Raw genomic sequence first — 15,659 nt, 5'->3', positions numbered from 1 at the left:
GGTGTACGCCCTGGGGGGTAAAAATGTTGAGAATTTCCAACCACTACATATCCAAGGTAGTGTTCAGCCTGTTGTTCCTGGAGGTCCTGATCCTCATCGGTTCTTTCTATGCCGGTGCCGGGTTGAGGATATTCGACGGCGACGAATTCGTGCTGCCAAAGCTCGATCATTTCTTCATGTCGGCCTGCGTGTTTGCGGCCGCCATCGTGTTTTCGATGAGCGCACTGGGCATGTACCAGGTCAAGGTCAGCGAAGGCTTGCGCAACCCGTTTTTCCTTCAGCTGATGCCTTCGTTCGCGATGGGCTTCTGCATCCTTACGCTGGTGTTCTATCTGGCACCGGACCTGTATTTCGGCCGCGGCATTTTGATCCTGGTGTTCTGCATTTCCGGCACCGGCATCGTGCTGGCGCGTATGGTATTCCTGAAAAGTTCGGAGCTTTCGATCCTCGAGTCGCGCATCATCTTTGTGGGCTGCGGTCAATTGGCCAAGGAATGCGGTGAGCTGGTAACGCGCAGCGGCAGCTATCACAAGTACCACGTAGCCGGTTATGTATCGGTTCCCGGCGAAGACATTACCGTACCGCGCGAACGCCTTCTGGCACTGGATCATGGCAAATCGCTGGTACAGCTGGCACGGCAGCATCGCGTCAGCGAGATTGTCGTATCCGTGCAAAACCGGCGTGGTGGCACGTTCCCCATCAAGGAGCTGCTCGATTGCAAGCTGTACGGCATCAACGTCACCGATTCGACCACGTTCTTTGAACGTGAAACGTGCCAGATCCGTGTGGATTCCGTGCAGCCGAGCTGGCTGGTATTCGGTGGAGGCTTCGACCAGAGCTGGGTGCGTACCTTCATGAAGCGCAGCTTCGACGTTGCCGCAAGCCTGCTGTTGCTGGTGGTGTCGCTCCCGGTGATGCTGATAACGGCACTGGCGATCTACATCGAAGACCGAGCACCGATTTTTTATTCGCAGGAGCGGGTCGGCAAAAACGGCAATGTGTTCCGCGTGCTGAAGTTCCGTAGCATGTTCACCAATGCAGAGTCGGGCGGCAAGCCGCAGTGGGCAGCGAAGAACGATCCACGCGTGACCCGTATCGGCAATATTATCCGCAAGCTGCGGATCGACGAACTGCCGCAGATCCTGAATGTGTTGAAGGGCGAGATGAGCTTTGTCGGCCCGAGGCCCGAGCGGCCGTATTTCGTTGAGCAGTTGACCGAGCGCGTACCCTACTACAACGTGCGGCATAGCATTAAACCCGGCATTACGGGCTGGGCACAAGTGCGCTATGGCTACGGCGATTCGGTCGAGGACGCAGTGCAAAAACTTCAATACGACCTGTACTACGTCAAGAACAACAGCCTGCTGCTCGACGTGCTGGTGTTGATCGACACCTTCAAGGTCGTCATGTTCCGGGGAGGCCGCTGAGCGGCCCCGGGCTGCGCGGCCGCGCGGAGTCCTGATGCCGGTCAGTACCGCTTCTTTCAGCTATGCCAGCGCCGCGCTGGCGTTTGCGCTCTTGTGCGTGCCGCTGTTGACATGCTGGCGCGGCCGGCCGCATACCCGCCTGTTTGCTGTCGCATGCGCCACGATGGTGTCGTGGAGCGCAGCGATGGTTGGTCTGGCTTACGCGATCGTGCCCGAACTCGCGGCCGAACTGGCTGAGCTGCTGCGCAACGCCACCTGGACAACAGTGCTGTTTTCGATGCTGGGCCAGTTGCGTTCAGCCGGGTCACGCCGTAGCGGCATGCTGACGTTTGCCGGCGCCTTGTACCTGTTGCTGCTGGTCGCCACGGTGGCCGAGCCGGCCCTGCCTGCCGGACTGCGGTTCCAGCTGACCGTGATCGGCCGCGTCGGCGCAGCGGTCATGGGCATGCTGCTGATCGAGCAACTGTACCGTAATGCGGGCACACAAAGCCGCTGGGCCATCAAGTTCGCCTGCCTTGGCCTGGGCAGCATCTTTGCCTTCGACTTCTATATGTACAGCGATATGCTGCTGTTCCGCGATCTGAACCGCGATTTGTGGACCGCGCGGGGCGTGGTAAATGCGTTGACCGCGCCACTGTTGGCATTGTCGCTGGTACGTAGTGCTTCCTGGACCGGCCACCTGGCCGTGTCACGCCGGATGCTGTTCCATTCGGCGGCGCTGATTGGTTCCGCGATCTATCTGCTGGCGATGAGTTCGGCCGCGTACTACCTGCGTTTCGTGGGGGGCAGTTGGGGCTCGCTGATGCAACTCGTGTTCCTGTTCGGCGCTTCGATCCTGTTGGTGGGGATTCTCTTCTCGGGTAGCTTCCGGGCCTGGCTGAAGGTTTTCATCAGCAAGCATTTCTACCGCTATAACTACGATTATCGTGATGAGTGGCTGAGCTTTACGCGTACGCTGTCGCACCCGGGCCCCGGCCTTGGCGAACGCACGATCCAGGCACTCGCGGCGCTCGTGGAAAGCCCGGGCGGCGCGCTGTGGATACGGCGTGACGCGCGCTGCGAGCCGGCCGCGCATTGGCATACGGCGCCACCCGCGGCCAGCGAGCCCGCCGATTCGCCGTTTTGCCGCTTCATAGAACAGAAACAGTGGGTGGTCGACCTGGATGAGCGGGTGACGGGCGAACCATCGCTGCCTGAATGGCTGCGCTCCTTTCCGCGCGCCTGGCTGGTAGTACCACTGATGTTGCATGGCAGGTTGTTCGGCTTCACCGTGCTGCAACAGCCGCGCAGCCCTGTCGCGCTGAACTGGGAGATATTGGACTTGTTGAAAGTGGCCGGCACGCAGGCAGCCAGCTACCTGGCGCAACAGGAGGCCGACAATGCGCTGATGCTGGCGCGGCAGTTCGATTCGTTCAACCGCTTGTCGACATTCGTCGTGCACGACCTGAAAAACCTCGTCGCGCAGTTGTCGCTGCTGACGGCGAATGCGGAAAAGCATCGCGACAATCCCGAATTCCAGCGCGACATGCAGGATACGGTAAGCTATTCGGTGCAAAAGATGAAACTGATGCTGCAGAAGCTGAGCCGCACCGCCACAGCCGAGCATGCGCGCCCTCTCGCCGTGGACCAGGTACTGACGGGAGCCTTGGCGCTGAAGGCGGCATTCGAGCCGAAGCCGGCATTGCACATAGGCCGGCCAGGCTTGCGCGTTCTGGCCGATGGTGAGCGCCTGGAGCGTGTGCTGGGGCATTTGATCCAGAACGCGATCGAGGCAACCCCGCGGGACGGCCGGGTATGGGTGCGCGTCGATGGTAGCGACAACGCGGTCATCGTCGAAATCGGTGATACAGGGCAGGGCATGGACGACGAGTTCGTACGCGAGCGCCTGTTCAAGCCATTCGACTCGACCAAGTCGGCTGGCATGGGCATCGGCGCCTTTGAAAGCCGGGAATATATTCATGAACTGGGCGGCCAGCTGGACGTGCGCAGCGAACCGGGGCAAGGCACCACGTTTACGGTGACCCTGCCGCTGTACGGTGCTGACGCCATGGGCGCCGCCGCCTGATATCAGTAGCTGAGTCGGAGATAAAGCCGGGTGTCCGGCAAGAGGACTGTTGTGACGCAAACCAAACCGAAGCTGTTGATCATCGAAGATGATCCCGGCCTGCAGAAACAGCTGCGCTGGAGCCTGGACGCCTATGACGTGGTGGTTGCCGGCGATCGAGAAGCCGCGCTGGCGCAGTTGCGCCGGCACGAACCTGCCGTGGTGACGATGGACCTGGGCCTGCCGCCCGATCCGGACGGCGCCACCGAAGGGCTGGCTACACTGGAACAGATGCTGGGACTGCTGCCGGACACGAAGGTGATTGTTCTCACCGGCAACCAGGACCGCGGACACGCTGTCAAGGCCATTGCCATGGGCGCCTATGACTTTCACCAGAAACCGTGCGAGCCGGATTTGCTCAACCTGGTGATCCAGCGCGCCTTCGTGCTGCACGGCCTGCAACAGGAACAACGCCGATTGCAGCAGGGGCAGGCCGATTCGCCGTTGTCGGGAGTGATCAGCCGCGACCCCGGCATGTTGAAGGTGTGTCGCAACATCGAGAAGGTGGCTCCCAGTTCTGCCACGGTGATGGTGCTGGGCGAAAGCGGCACCGGCAAGGAAGTGATGGCGCGCGCGCTGCACCAGCTTTCGCCGCGTGCCAAGGAACGCTTCATGGCCATCAATTGCGCGGCGATTCCTGAAACGCTGCTCGAATCGGAGCTGTTCGGCTATGAGAAGGGGGCATTCACCGGCGCTGCCAAGCAAACCAAGGGCAAGGTGGAGTTGGCCAACGGCGGCACGTTCTTCCTTGATGAGGTCGGCGATCTGCCGATGGCGTTGCAAGCGAAATTGTTGCGGTTCCTGCAGGAGCGGGTCATCGAGCGCGTCGGCGGCCACGAGGAAATTCCGGTCGACGTGCGCATCATCTGCGCCACGCACCAGAACCTGAAGGCGCTGGCCGCCAACGGCAAGTTCCGCGAGGATCTGTATTACCGCCTGTCCGAGATCGTTCTGACGATCCCGCCGCTGCGCGACCGGAATGGCGATGCGGTGCTGCTGGCCCAGCATTTCAAGAATCGTTTCTGCACGCAGGAAGGGCGGGCAATGCTGCATTTCGGCCCCGATGCGCTGGCGCAGATCGCCCGCCATGCGTGGCCGGGCAATGTGCGCGAAATGGAAAACTGCATCAAGCGTGCGGTGATCATGGCGGACGGTCCGGCGATCACGGCCGACGATCTCGGCCTGGGGATCGGTCCGGTCGACGACGAGCCGCTGAACCTGCGCCAGGTGCGCGACGAGGCCGAGTACAAGGCGATCGTCAAGGCACTCGCGCGGGTCGAAGGCAATATCGTGAAGGCTTCCGAACTGCTGGGGGTCAGCCGCCCGACGCTGTACGACCTGATGGACAGGCATGCGATCCGCCCCACGGTAGCCTCGGCCTGACGGGTACCGATGGGTTTCCTGTTGTTGTTGTATGCAGGGCTGCTGGTCTACGGCAGCTGGTATCCATTTGCGTGGGGTGAGCCGCTGGCACCGCCGCTCACGTTCCTGCATTCCCTGCCGACGTACCTGGACAAGGGCGACGTCATCCAGAACGTGCTGGTCTACATGCCGTTCGGCCTGCTGGTGGTTGCCTGGTGCGGCCGCCGCTTGCCGTTCGCGGTAGGGTTGCTGCTGGCTGCCATTACCGGTACCGCGCTCAGCCTTGGCATCGAGACCGTCCAGCAGTACCTGCCTTCGCGCGTACCGTCACTGGTCGACGTGGCGATGAACTTCGGTGGCAGCGTCATCGGCGGGTTACTCGGAGCGCTGGTCAGCCGCCATACGATGCCGGGCGCCACATTCCTGCGTCTGCGCGACAGCTGGTTCCGCCCGGGTCCGCTGGCCAGTACGGGCTTGATCGTCATTGCCTTGTGGGTGCTTTCGCAAACCACGCCACTCGTGCCGTCGCTCGACATCGCCCAGTTACGCAGCAAGCTGGGTTACCTGTACCGCTCCATGATGGAGCCCTACTGGTTCAGCTGGGGCAAGTTGGCCACGTTATGGTGCTACCAGGTGGCGCTCGGCATTTTGCTGTGCACCCTGCTGCATGCCGGCCGGCCGCCACTACGGCTGTATTTGCTGCTGGCGGGCTTTGTTTGCGGCTGGAAGATGCTGGTGGTTGGGCGTGTGCTGTCGCTGGAAATGCTCGCGGCGGTAGCACTGGCATTGCTGGCGCTGGCGGTGTTGCGTCGCCTGCGGCCGAACGTGTTGGCAATGGCCGGCGTAGCCCTGCTGGCCGCCGGGCTGGCGATCTACGAACTGTTGCCCGGCGATGCCCAGGTGCTCCAGACGTCATTCAACTGGGTACCGTTCGAAGGGCAGATGAATGACCTTTCCGGGCTCGAGAACATCCTGGAATTCCTGTGGCCGCCGATGGCGATGGCCTGCCTGCTGCGGCAGGCGCTGCCGTTTCACCGGCAGGATGCCGGTGCCGTGATCGGTACGGCGGTGCTGGCGCTGGGCATGTTCATGCTGGAGTGGTTGCAGCAATCATTACCGGGCAGGTATGGCGACATTACCCAGGTCGTCCTCGCCTGCGTCGGCTGGGTCATTCCATGGTGCGTGCGGGTGCGTCATGCGCCTGCTGCCGGGCCAGGAAGGCATCCCGCACCCAGCCATGGGTGACGCACGCGCCAACGCTTATCGCGCAGCGGTATCGGGCGTCGTGTTCGGCGCGGTTTTCGGTGCAGTTTCGGGGGAAGTTTCCGGGGCTGTTTCCCGGGTAGTCTTCGCGGCCTCGTCTTCCTCGCCGCCGGACTCGTTCTTCTTGCCCGGCAGCGGCTCCACCTTGCCATCCCACTTGCGGGCACCGACCAGCATATTGCGCAGTCCGTCGAACGGGAAGTCGTGCTGGTATGCGACCTTTGCATGTTTTACTGCCAGGTCGTACTGCTTGGCGCGGAAGTAAGCGATGCCGAGGTTGTAATTGACGGATGGGTTATCCGGCGCCATGTCGTAGGCCTTCTTTAACAGCGGCATGGCCCGCTCCTCCTGACCGGCGCCGTAGAGGTACTTGCCATACGCGCCCCAGGCCATGCCGTCGTCCGGCTTGAAGCGCACGGCGCGCTCGAAGTAGCATTCGACCGGATACCTGGCACTGGGCAGCTGATTGACCTTCATGCGCGCGGCCGTCATCGCCATCGTCGTCAACGCCTTCACGTGGTTCGGGAATGCACGCAAGGTGTAATCGAGGTCGCCGCCAATCGCACCCGTGTTGCCTTTTACACCCGCGGCCACCTCTTCGGTATAGTGCGCCATTTCCACCAGGTACAGCGCATCGGGTGGCGCCTCGCGATAATCGAACGGTCCGATCGCGTTGGTCAAATCGCCGCAATACGGTTTCGCACCTGCGGCTGCTGCAGCCAGCAGGAATGCTGCCGGCATAACATATCGCACTGTGGATTTCAGGGTCAGCATGCTTCGCTTCCTTTCGCCTGGGCATTGGGCACGGTCACCGTTACGGCATTCAGCAGACGGGCCAGTTCGGCCGTGCGGGCGCGCCGGGAATTGGCGGCGACCGCCTCGTCGGAAGCGAGCGGCGCGCGGCCCGCTTCCGCCAGCCCCAGGAAGCGCAGCAGCGCTGCCTGGATGCCATCCTTGTCATCGAGTGGACCGATCGTGTCGATGCCGGCATGGCGTAATGCGGCGGCGGTGTCGCCGATCGTATCCGTCAATGCCAGCACCGGCCGGCGCGCGCGCAGGTATTCGTACAGCTTGGCCGGGATCTGGTGATTGCAGTTGGTGGCCTGCAGGACCAGCAGGCCGTCCGCACCCAGCATTTCGGCCAGCGCGTCGCGATAGGCGATGTGCGGGGCCAGGCTGACGATATCGCCGATCCCATATTTTTCGATCAGTGGTATCAGGTAGTCATCGTGCGCGGTTGCCCGCAGCACAACGCGCAGACGGGCGGCGGTGACGGCGCCAGCGGCCTTCAGATCGGCCAGCGCTTCGAAGAACGGCACCGGGTCGCGTTCGGACGGATAAATGATTCCGCTGTGGATCAGCGTGAACGGCCGGCCCCCTGCCGGCGCCGCCGGCTTTTGCGAGGCGGCCGCGTTACTGAAATTCTCTTCATCGTAGCCGTTTTCGATCAATGCAAAGCGGCTGGCGGGAATGTCGGGGAAACGCTTCGTGTAAGTAACGATCGCGCCCGGTGTCGTACACACGGCCAGCGCGCAGTTGCGTACCGTCTTTTCCTCGATCCAGCGATAGAAGCGCCGCGTCAGCGGATCGGCGGGATAGTCGACATCCGTCATCGGATCGCGCAGGTCGGCGATCCACGGCAGGCCGGTCAGCTTGTGCAGTACCAGGCCGATCAGCTTGGCGCTGGCGATCGGATAGGTGGTCCAGATTACCTGCGGCCTGTACTTTCTGACCATGCGCAGTCCGGCCGGAATCGCACCCACGCACCAGGATACCCAGCGGTCGGGCAGTGCCATCCAGCCCACGTAGCGACCACGCACCGACAGATGGCGCGACGTGTCGAGGGCGAACGCGCGGTGCACGATCGCCTCTCGTGGAATTTCGGCCAGCTGGTCGCTGCCACTGTTGGCATAGGCGCGCGGGTTGGCGGACAGCACCAGCGGTTGCCAGCTGTACTGGGGGAGATACTGCGAAAACTTCAGCGTGCGCTGGATACCGCTGCTACCGCGCATTGGCGGGTAGTGATAGGCAATCATCAAGACGCGGTTCATGCCGGCGCTCTGCATTCGAGTACCCACGCTGCCGTCCAGGCAGCGACCTGGTCACGCCATTCGCGTCGCGAGAATGTATGATCCGCCGCCGGCAGCGTGCGCTGCTGTACCCGCGACGCGGCCAGCAGCTTTCGCCACTGGCGCGATGCCTTCACCATATCCAGGAACTCCTGCGCCGTCAGGTCGGCGCCACTGATGATCAATAAAATCGGTCCCGAAAAACCTTGCCATCCGGCCTGCATGCGGGCATGCAGGTTTGGGCTGGCTGGCTTTGCCGGAACGGAGCTCGATACCTCCGCCGCTGGTATCGAAGCCGGGAGCGCCGGCGATTCGGCGGTACTGCCGCGCGATGCGCGCAGCAGACCGGTAAATGAGCGCAGAGCCTTGCCGAATTCGAACTGGCCGCTGGCGATTTTCTTCCACAGGGCTGGCTGGAGCAGACGCTCCACGTAATAATGCTTGAGCGTGGCGCGCGCCAGCCCATCCGGCGTGCGAGCCCACGGGTTGAGCAGCACCAGGCCGGATACCCGGCGGTCGTGCTGCGCATAGAACAGCGCAGCGCTCGCCGCGTCGCACAGACCCCAGATCACGACTTCCTGCAAGCCCGGCACAGCAGCCATGAAGCGGTCGATCGCGGCACGCAGGTCGGCATCGACATCCTCGAAATCGCGCGCCGGCCCAGTGCTGTCGCCCATGCCGCGGTAATCGAAGCGCATGGCCGGTATGCCTTGGGCCGCAAGCGCGCGGGCCAGCAATGCAAACTGGCGATGGCTGCCGGCTCGGTATTGCGGACCGCCGACAACGATCAGCACACCGCGCCGGGCGGGTGCGGCGGTGGGACTCAGGATCGCCGTCAACCATTCGCCGGCGCATGGAAACGTGAGTGCTTGTTCGTCAGGCTGCATGGCACGGCTCGGACAACGAGTGGAGTGTGGCGTCGAGTAGTGCGGGGCACGTCGCGATTTCCTGCGTGACCCAGAATTGCGGCCCGGCGACGACATGGGGCGCGATGTTCGCGCCCCCGGCACCCAGCGCCGCGATGACCCGTGTCGCGGCAGGCGACAGGGAACGGCCACTTTCAGCCGCCACTTCGAACCAGTGTACCGGGCACGCCGGTGGTGTGAATTTTTCCGCGTTGCGCGCATCGATCGCCAGTGCGAGGGCGGGATCGAGCGTGTAGCCGGCGATTTCGAGCGACTGGCCGGCCTGGAGAGCTTGTTTCAGTGCGGTGGTGCCACCGCCGTCCTTACCACCCCCGCCATCCGTCAGCATCTGGCTGGCCACCTTCAGGCGCAGGAAGTTGGTGAGAAACTGGCTGCCGTTCGTTACCGGTTGCCACAGAAGCAGGCCAGGAAGCGGGCGCGCCTGTGCCATGTCCAGCGCCAGCAGGGCACCGAGGCGTAACCCCCACAGGCCGGCAGCGCAGCCACTGCGCTGCTCGAGCCAGGCCAGGCCGCGCACCGCGTCCTGCAGCCAGATATCCCAACGTGCATCGCCAAAATCACCGGCGCTGTCGCCGCAACCGTACAGGTCCATCTGCAGCACTGCGTAGCCGTTTTGCGCCAAGACGCGCGCTTGCAGCGCGGCCATGCGGCGCGACTTGTTCATTTCCTCGGCAAACGGGTGAAGGTAGAGCCACGCGCCGCGACACGGGCCGGCGGGCGCATGGTACAGGCAGAAGCGAGCCGCCGCGCCGGCATCCAGGAATAACGGCTGCGCCGGTGGCGCGGCGGCAATGGCGCTCATGTCAGGCCGTGAGCTTGTGCTTCACGAAGGCGGACAGGCTACCCAGCGTGGCAAAGGTTTCGGCGCTGATCTCGTCATCGTCGACGCTGAAGCCGAACTGTTCTTCCAGTGCGCCGATCAACTGGACGACCGCCATCGAATCCAGTTCCGGGATGCTGCCCAGCAGGGCGGAATGCTCGTCCAGCGAACGGCCAGCCGGGCCGAGCGCGAGGACGTCGATGACAATCTGCTTTACTTCGTCGAGATACATGGTTACTCCGTGGTTGAGGTGTGCTGCCGCGTGGCGACTGGCTCAGGGGCGGCGGATTTGCCGCGCAACCTCTGCGCCATGGCGTTACGTTCGCCGGCGGCGGCATGCAGCTGGCGAAGTACCGGCCAGCGGTAATGGTTGACATGGTACATGGTCCGGATTTCGTCGGTCCAGCGCGTATGCCATTCCATCACTTTGCCGTAGAACTCCAGCCGCCCGTACTGCTTTTCGTCAAACAGCCGCTGGCAGCACTCCTCCCTCATCAACAACGTCGGCGACAGACTGGCCGGCACCGATTCGTCGTAAGTTGTTTTCAGCACGATCAGGGCACCATCGCCCTCGATGCACAGGTCCATTGCAACCAGTTGTGGCGCCAGGCCGGATGCTTCGAACCAGTAGCGGTACACAGCAGCCTGGCCGCGCCGCGCGAACGCTTCGAGCATCGTCGTATAGAAACGGCCCTGGTCATTGTCCGGATGGATCGCGGTACCCAGCTGCGCCTTCCAGCCGGCGCTTTCCAGCCGGCCGTAATCGGCGACAGCGGCAGCCATCTGTTCGGGCAACCGGTCGATCTGCATGCGCGTGGCAATGCCGTCCTTTGTCAACCGCGAGCGTTGCTTCTTCAGGTTGCTCCGCAAATTCTTGCCGCGCGCGTTCCAGTATTCCTCAAAAGTGCCGGCGATCGGCACATGAGCAGTGCGGATGTAATCGAGCGTGCTGGTGATGGCGCTGTCGGCAGGGCGGGGTTCCAGGTGCGGATCGCGCTGTTTCAGGCCAACCATCAGTGCCAGGCCAGGGAGCTTGCGCGTCAACGAGGGCAGCAACCGTTCGAGTGGAATATCGGTGCGATGTTGCCACAGGCCGATCGGCGCCTGCGATGGTTGCAACGCCTCCCATACGCCACGGCCGCGCGGCTGGAAGATGCCCATCGCGACCGTGTCGCCGTTCATTTCGCATACGGCGAGCCGGCACTGCGGATCGCCAAATTCGGTCAGCAGTGGTTGCACGAACTCCGGTTCGAGCAGCGGCGACCCGCGGGTGGTTGCGTTCAGCCGGCGCCACGCCTCGGCATGGGCGGCAAATTCGCTTGCCGGGTACAGGTGCCATTTCATCGCAGGTCTCCTTCCTCGCCTTTGACCGCGCTACGCACTTGGCCGATCATCCATTTGATTTCGTCATCGCGCAGCTCCTGGTGGCAGGGAAATTGCAGTACACGGCGCGACAGATCCACGCTGTTTTCGCACACGGTAGCGTCCACGCCCGGCCACAAGTACTCGCCGAAGCGGATGACCGGCACACCGGCGCTTTTCAGCTGCCGGAACAGGGCCTGTGGCTCATCGCACAACAGTGGGAACACCCATGGATAAACACCGTCCGGCAGTGTGGCGAACAGCGGGCGGCAGCCCGGAAGCGCCGACAGCGCATCGTACAGGTGCCGGTAATTGCGGCGGCGCAGTTCACCCATCCGGCGGCGCGATACGAGCCGCAGCATCGACCGCGAGAACAGCGATGAACGCTTGGTCAGCCATGCTGGATCGAAACCGAAGCCGCCGTCGGAAGATCCTGGTGCCAGCGCCGGCGCAGCGCCGTGGCGGCGTGCCTTGATTACACCCCACAGCGCGTTCTTGACGGCCATCGGCAGTGTCATCAGCGCACGAAGCAGTGGCAGCCTGCCGTACGCGAACCCGTTCTCGACAGAATTCAGCATTACCTTGGCCTCGAAGCCGGCCCCTGCGGACTGCAGGGCTACGCCGTCGAGCCGATGGCGTGCCGATACAAGACAGCCGCCCTCGTAGACGGGGAAGAACTTCATGCTGCTGGCGATCGCGTAGTCACCCCATGACCCTAGTGGCCGGCCGGCGTGCGAACCCAGGAACGAGTGAGCGCAGTCTTCCAGCAACTGAATGCCGCGCTCGTCGCAAAACGCGCGCAGGGCCACCAGTGGCTGGTGGAAGCCGTAGTAATTGGTAGCCATCAACGCCTTGACGTTTCGGACGCTGGCGGCCTTGACGACAATGTCATCCAGGTCGACCGTGGTGTCGGGCCGAATGCGGTAGAACAGCGGCGTGGCACCAGCCCAGATGACGGGTTCGATCATCGACGCGCAATGGTACGACGGCACGAGTACCGTGTCGCCAGGGCCGATGCCCATCTGTTTCAGCGCCAGTGCAATCGCAACGCGGCCGCTGGTGACAAAGCGGACCTCGCCGGCGTCGAGGATCGACGGCGCCGGCGGGCCGCTCATGCGGAGAAAGGATGCGAGCGACAATGCGGGCGCGACAGGCAGCCGGGAGCGCGGATAGTCGGCAGGGACGAGCGGCGGGGACTGCACTGCTGCCGGGCTGGCCTCTACCGGCTCTACATCTGAAATGCTGATCTTTCCCATGGTCGTCTCGATTGCAGCCAATTTCCAGGATAAAACTTACGGCGTTTCACATGATACATCAAAACATTGCTAAAAATTTACGTTAATTGTTGTTTTTGGAACAATGCAAGCGGTATTTTTACCGCAAAGCTTGCCAAAAAACAGATGTCAATTGATTGTAAAATGTTAATATTCCCGCCTAGGTTTCCGTATGGTCACAAAACGGTGGCATGACGGACCAGCCCTTTGCAGGACATGATATGAGCGACCTGATTCAAGACTTCATCTTCCGCTCGGCCGGGCGGAACCCCGGTGCCGAAGCACTTGTTCACGGTAGCCGCCGCCTGAATTACGGAGAGCTCGCCGAGCTGGTCCAACGCACTGCCGCCGCGCTACTGGCGTCAGGTCTCGAGCGAGGCGAGCGGGTCGCGGTGTATATGGAGAAAAACGTCGAGAATGTTGGTGCCATGTTCGGCGCGGCAGCAGCAGGCGGCGTCTTTGTCCCAGTCAATCCACTGCTGAAGCCCGAACAGGTCACTTACATCCTGGCCGACTGCAATGTGCGCGTGCTGGTCACGACGATCGACCGCCTGAAGTTGCTGGCGGAGGTGCTGCCGGCCTGCCGAGATCTGCGTCTGGTGGTGGCGGTAGGCGGTGGCAACTCGCTGCCTGCGGTGCACAACGTTGAAGTACTGTCGTGGGATGCGGCAATCGATCGCGGCCTGGGCGAAATGCGCACTCCGCCTCGCACGATCGATGGCGACATGGCAGCGATCCTGTACACATCCGGCAGTACCGGCAAGCCAAAGGGCGTGGTGTTGTCGCATCGGAACATGGTTGCCGGAGCGCAAAGCGTGGCCAGCTACCTCGAAAATACGCCGCAAGACCGCATCCTTGCCGTGCTTCCGCTGTCGTTCGACTACGGTCTGTCGCAATTGACCACGGCGTTCCATGCGGGCGCCACGGCCGTACTGATCAACCATCTGCTGCCACGCGACGTGCTCAACGCTGTTGTCGCCGAGCGCATAACGGGCCTGGCCGCGGTGCCGCCCCTGTGGATCCAGCTGGCGCCGCTGGCATGGCCAGGCGATTGCACGCTGCGCTACCTGACCAATTCCGGTGGCGCCATGCAGCGCCCCACGCTTGATGCGCTGCGCCGGGCACTCCCGAACGCACGGCCTTTCCTGATGTATGGCCTGACCGAAGCGTTCCGCTCGACCTATCTGCCGCCGGAAGAACTGGACCGTCGTCCGGATTCGATGGGCAAGGCGATCCCGAATGCCGAAGTACTGGTGCTGCGGCCCGATGGCACCGAGTGCGCGCCGCACGAACCGGGCGAACTGGTACACCGCGGGGCCCTGGTGTCGCTGGGCTACTGGAACGATCCTGGCAAGACTGCCGAGCGGTTCAAGCCTGTGGCGCCGCGCCACTACGGCCTGCCGCTGGTGGAGCTGGCCGTCTGGTCCGGAGACACGGTGCGCCGTGACGAGGATGGCTTCCTGTACTTCATCAGCCGTAACGACGAGATGATCAAGACATCAGGCTACCGCGTCAGCCCGACCGAGGTCGAGGAGGTGGTGTATGCGCGCGAGCATGTGGCAGAGGCGGCCGCTCTCGGCGTCAAGCACCCGGTGCTGGGGCAGGCGATCGTCGTCATCGCGTTCCCGCGCGAAGGCGCTGCGCTGACGGCGGGCGATCTGCTGGCGGCGTGCAAGCCGCACCTGCCGGCCTATATGCTGCCGCAGAAAGTCGTCATTGCCGGCAGTTCGCTGCCACGCAATCCGAACGGCAAGATCGACCGCAAGCTGCTGTCGACGCAGTATGAAAACGTGTTTCTGGAGCAGCAGCAGTGAGCGCGCTCCGTCCACAGCACGCACCGCTGCTGCAGTTCCCCGTCGTCGACGATTGCCTGCAAATCGGCGGCATGCCATTGACCCGGTTGGCGCAGCGCGTCGGCCAGACCCCGTTTTACGCGTATGACCGCGGTGCGCTGACGGCGCGCGTGGCCGAGTTGCGCCGGCACCTGCCGGCCGATGTGCACCTGCACTATGCGATGAAGGCCAACCCAATGCCTGCGGTGGTGCAGCACATGGCTTCCCTGGTGGATGGCATCGATGTGGCTTCCGGCGGAGAATTGCGGGTTGCCCTCGATACGCCGATGAGCCCGTTGCACATCAGCTTTGCCGGTCCGGGCAAGAGCGAAGCGGACCTGTCGTGCGCGATCGCTGCCGGCATTGTGCTGAACCTCGAATCGGAAGGCGAAACCGAGCGGGCGGCACGCATTGGCGACAGGCTGGGTATCACGCCGCGCGTCAACGTGCGCGTCAATCCCGACTTCGAATTGAAATCGTCCGGCATGAAGATGGGCGGCGGGCCAAAACAGTTCGGTATCGATGCGGAGCGGGTGCCTGCGCTACTGCGGCGCATCGGCGAACTGGGCCTGGATTTCCAGGGCTTCCACATTTTCTCCGGTTCGCAGAACCTGAAGGCGGCGGCACTGCACGAGGCGCATGAAAAAACCTTCGCGCTGGCACTGCGGCTGGCCCAGGACGCGCCACGCGCGCCACGTATCCTGAACATCGGCGGCGGCTTCGGCATTCCCTATTTTCCCGGCGAAGAGCGGCTCGATCTGGCGACCGTTGGCAGCAACTTGCATACGGTCATGGATGGCGTTCGCCGTCAGCTGCAAGGAGCGCAGGTCGTCATCGAACTGGGCCGCTACCTGGTTGGCGAAGCCGGTGCGTATGTCTGCCGGATCGTCGACCGCAAGGAATCGCGCGGCAGCGTGTATCTGGTGACGGATGGAGGGCTGCATCATCACCTGTCGGCATCAGGCAACTTCGGCCAGGTGATTCGCAAGAATTACCCTGTCGTCATCGGCAACCGCGTGCAGGGCGGCGAACGTGAAAAAGCATCGGTCGTCGGGCCGCTGTGCACGCCGCTCGATGTGCTGGCTGACGGAATGGACCTGGCACGCGCGGAGCCGGGCGACCTGGTCGTTGTACTGCAGTCGGGGGCATATGGCGTATCGGCCAGTCCGGCCAGCTTCCTCAGCCATCCGGCCGCACTGGAAGTGCTGGTCTGACGCGGC

The 15,659-nt window shown here is 63.0% G+C and carries 13 protein-coding genes; 6 read left to right on the top strand and 7 right to left on the bottom strand.

Translation table 11 applies throughout. From position 1 onward, the window contains the following. Nucleotides 1–23 precede the first annotated feature (23 nt). Genes FHS02_RS23230 through FHS02_RS23215 form a run of 4 tightly spaced genes read left to right on the top strand, consistent with a single transcriptional unit; the run spans nucleotide 24 to nucleotide 6,138 of the window. A complete protein-coding gene (locus FHS02_RS23230) occupies nucleotides 24–1,427 on the top strand; it encodes a TIGR03013 family XrtA/PEP-CTERM system glycosyltransferase (protein WP_137315572.1) in 1,404 nt (467 codons plus the stop codon). A gap of 34 nt (nucleotides 1,428–1,461) precedes the next feature. Then, a complete protein-coding gene (gene prsK, locus FHS02_RS23225) occupies nucleotides 1,462–3,492 on the top strand; it encodes an XrtA/PEP-CTERM system histidine kinase PrsK (protein ID WP_137315573.1) in 2,031 nt (676 codons plus the stop codon). A gap of 51 nt (nucleotides 3,493–3,543) precedes the next feature. Further along, on the top strand, nucleotides 3,544–4,914 hold the full coding sequence (prsR, locus tag FHS02_RS23220) for a PEP-CTERM-box response regulator transcription factor (RefSeq protein WP_137315574.1): 1,371 nt from the start codon (nucleotides 3,544–3,546) through the stop codon (nucleotides 4,912–4,914). Between the two features lie 9 nt (nucleotides 4,915–4,923). Next, nucleotides 4,924–6,138 carry a VanZ family protein gene (locus FHS02_RS23215; RefSeq protein ID WP_137315575.1) on the top strand — a complete coding sequence of 405 codons (1,215 nt, stop codon included), beginning with the start codon at nucleotides 4,924–4,926 and terminating at the stop codon, nucleotides 6,136–6,138. Between the two features lie 15 nt (nucleotides 6,139–6,153). Here FHS02_RS23215 and FHS02_RS23210 read toward each other — a convergent pair whose 3' ends face one another. The 7 genes from FHS02_RS23210 to FHS02_RS23180 form a co-directional block, all read right to left on the bottom strand. After that, nucleotides 6,154–6,897 (bottom strand): tetratricopeptide repeat protein, encoded by a 744-nt coding sequence (locus tag FHS02_RS23210; protein WP_175424884.1) that lies wholly within the window; start codon nucleotides 6,895–6,897, stop codon nucleotides 6,154–6,156. A 26-nt stretch (nucleotides 6,898–6,923) separates the two neighbouring features. After that, nucleotides 6,924–8,207: a glycosyltransferase gene (locus FHS02_RS23205; RefSeq protein ID WP_229422296.1), complete on the bottom strand. Its 1,284-nt coding sequence runs from the start codon at nucleotides 8,205–8,207 to the stop codon at nucleotides 6,924–6,926. Then, the gene (locus FHS02_RS23200) at nucleotides 8,204–9,112 is read right to left on the bottom strand and encodes a hydrolase 1, exosortase A system-associated (protein WP_137315577.1); all 909 of its coding nucleotides are present in this window, start codon (nucleotides 9,110–9,112) and stop codon (nucleotides 8,204–8,206) included. Before FHS02_RS23200 ends, FHS02_RS23205 begins: the two co-directional genes overlap by 4 nt. After that, entirely contained in the window at nucleotides 9,102–9,953 is an 852-nt protein-coding gene (locus FHS02_RS23195; RefSeq protein WP_137315578.1) for a hydrolase 2, exosortase A system-associated, read from the bottom strand. Before FHS02_RS23195 ends, FHS02_RS23200 begins: the two co-directional genes overlap by 11 nt. A 1-nt stretch (nucleotide 9,954) precedes the next feature. Beyond that, the gene (locus FHS02_RS23190) at nucleotides 9,955–10,203 is read right to left on the bottom strand and encodes an acyl carrier protein (protein WP_137315579.1); all 249 of its coding nucleotides are present in this window, start codon (nucleotides 10,201–10,203) and stop codon (nucleotides 9,955–9,957) included. Nucleotides 10,204–10,205: 2 nt separating this feature from the next. Beyond that, nucleotides 10,206–11,153: a GNAT family N-acetyltransferase gene (locus tag FHS02_RS23185; RefSeq protein WP_229422297.1), complete on the bottom strand. Its 948-nt coding sequence runs from the start codon at nucleotides 11,151–11,153 to the stop codon at nucleotides 10,206–10,208. A 158-nt stretch (nucleotides 11,154–11,311) separates the two neighbouring features. Beyond that, nucleotides 11,312–12,589: a DegT/DnrJ/EryC1/StrS family aminotransferase gene (locus FHS02_RS23180; RefSeq protein ID WP_137315581.1), complete on the bottom strand. Its 1,278-nt coding sequence runs from the start codon at nucleotides 12,587–12,589 to the stop codon at nucleotides 11,312–11,314. A gap of 239 nt (nucleotides 12,590–12,828) precedes the next feature. Between FHS02_RS23180 and FHS02_RS23175 the strand changes: the two genes are divergently transcribed. Together FHS02_RS23175 and FHS02_RS23170 are read left to right on the top strand one after the other, a co-directional pair. Then, complete coding sequence (locus FHS02_RS23175; protein WP_137317599.1) at nucleotides 12,829–14,421, top strand: acyl-CoA ligase (AMP-forming), exosortase A system-associated; 1,593 nt, start codon at nucleotides 12,829–12,831, stop codon at nucleotides 14,419–14,421. Next, nucleotides 14,418–15,653, top strand: coding sequence for a pyridoxal-dependent decarboxylase, exosortase A system-associated (locus tag FHS02_RS23170; protein ID WP_137315582.1), 1,236 nt, complete (start codon nucleotides 14,418–14,420; stop codon nucleotides 15,651–15,653). Before FHS02_RS23175 ends, FHS02_RS23170 begins: the two co-directional genes overlap by 4 nt. Nucleotides 15,654–15,659: the final 6 nt, after the last annotated feature.

Origin of the sequence: Pseudoduganella umbonata (assembly GCF_014192225.1) — a bacterium.
GTDB lineage: Bacteria > Pseudomonadota > Gammaproteobacteria > Burkholderiales > Burkholderiaceae_D > Rugamonas > Rugamonas umbonata.
Note: the sequence above shows the minus strand (reverse complement) of the source record. Positions and strands in the feature narration are given on the sequence as shown.

Coding starts and splice junctions, on each gene's coding strand:
- prsK (WP_137315573.1), top strand. CDS start 1,462: ATGCCGGTCAGTACCGCTTCTTTCAGCTATGCCAGCGCCGCGCTGGCG.
- FHS02_RS23215 (WP_137315575.1), top strand. CDS start 4,924: ATGGGTTTCCTGTTGTTGTTGTATGCAGGGCTGCTGGTCTACGGCAGC.
- FHS02_RS23210 (WP_175424884.1), bottom strand. CDS start 6,897: ATGCCGGCAGCATTCCTGCTGGCTGCAGCAGCCGCAGGTGCGAAACCG.
- FHS02_RS23205 (WP_229422296.1), bottom strand. CDS start 8,207: ATGAACCGCGTCTTGATGATTGCCTATCACTACCCGCCAATGCGCGGT.
- FHS02_RS23190 (WP_137315579.1), bottom strand. CDS start 10,203: ATGTATCTCGACGAAGTAAAGCAGATTGTCATCGACGTCCTCGCGCTC.
- FHS02_RS23200 (WP_137315577.1), bottom strand. CDS start 9,112: ATGCAGCCTGACGAACAAGCACTCACGTTTCCATGCGCCGGCGAATGG.
- FHS02_RS23175 (WP_137317599.1), top strand. CDS start 12,829: ATGAGCGACCTGATTCAAGACTTCATCTTCCGCTCGGCCGGGCGGAAC.
- FHS02_RS23180 (WP_137315581.1), bottom strand. CDS start 12,589: ATGGGAAAGATCAGCATTTCAGATGTAGAGCCGGTAGAGGCCAGCCCG.
- FHS02_RS23230 (WP_137315572.1), top strand. CDS start 24: ATGTTGAGAATTTCCAACCACTACATATCCAAGGTAGTGTTCAGCCTG.
- FHS02_RS23185 (WP_229422297.1), bottom strand. CDS start 11,153: ATGAACGGCGACACGGTCGCGATGGGCATCTTCCAGCCGCGCGGCCGT.
- FHS02_RS23195 (WP_137315578.1), bottom strand. CDS start 9,953: ATGAGCGCCATTGCCGCCGCGCCACCGGCGCAGCCGTTATTCCTGGAT.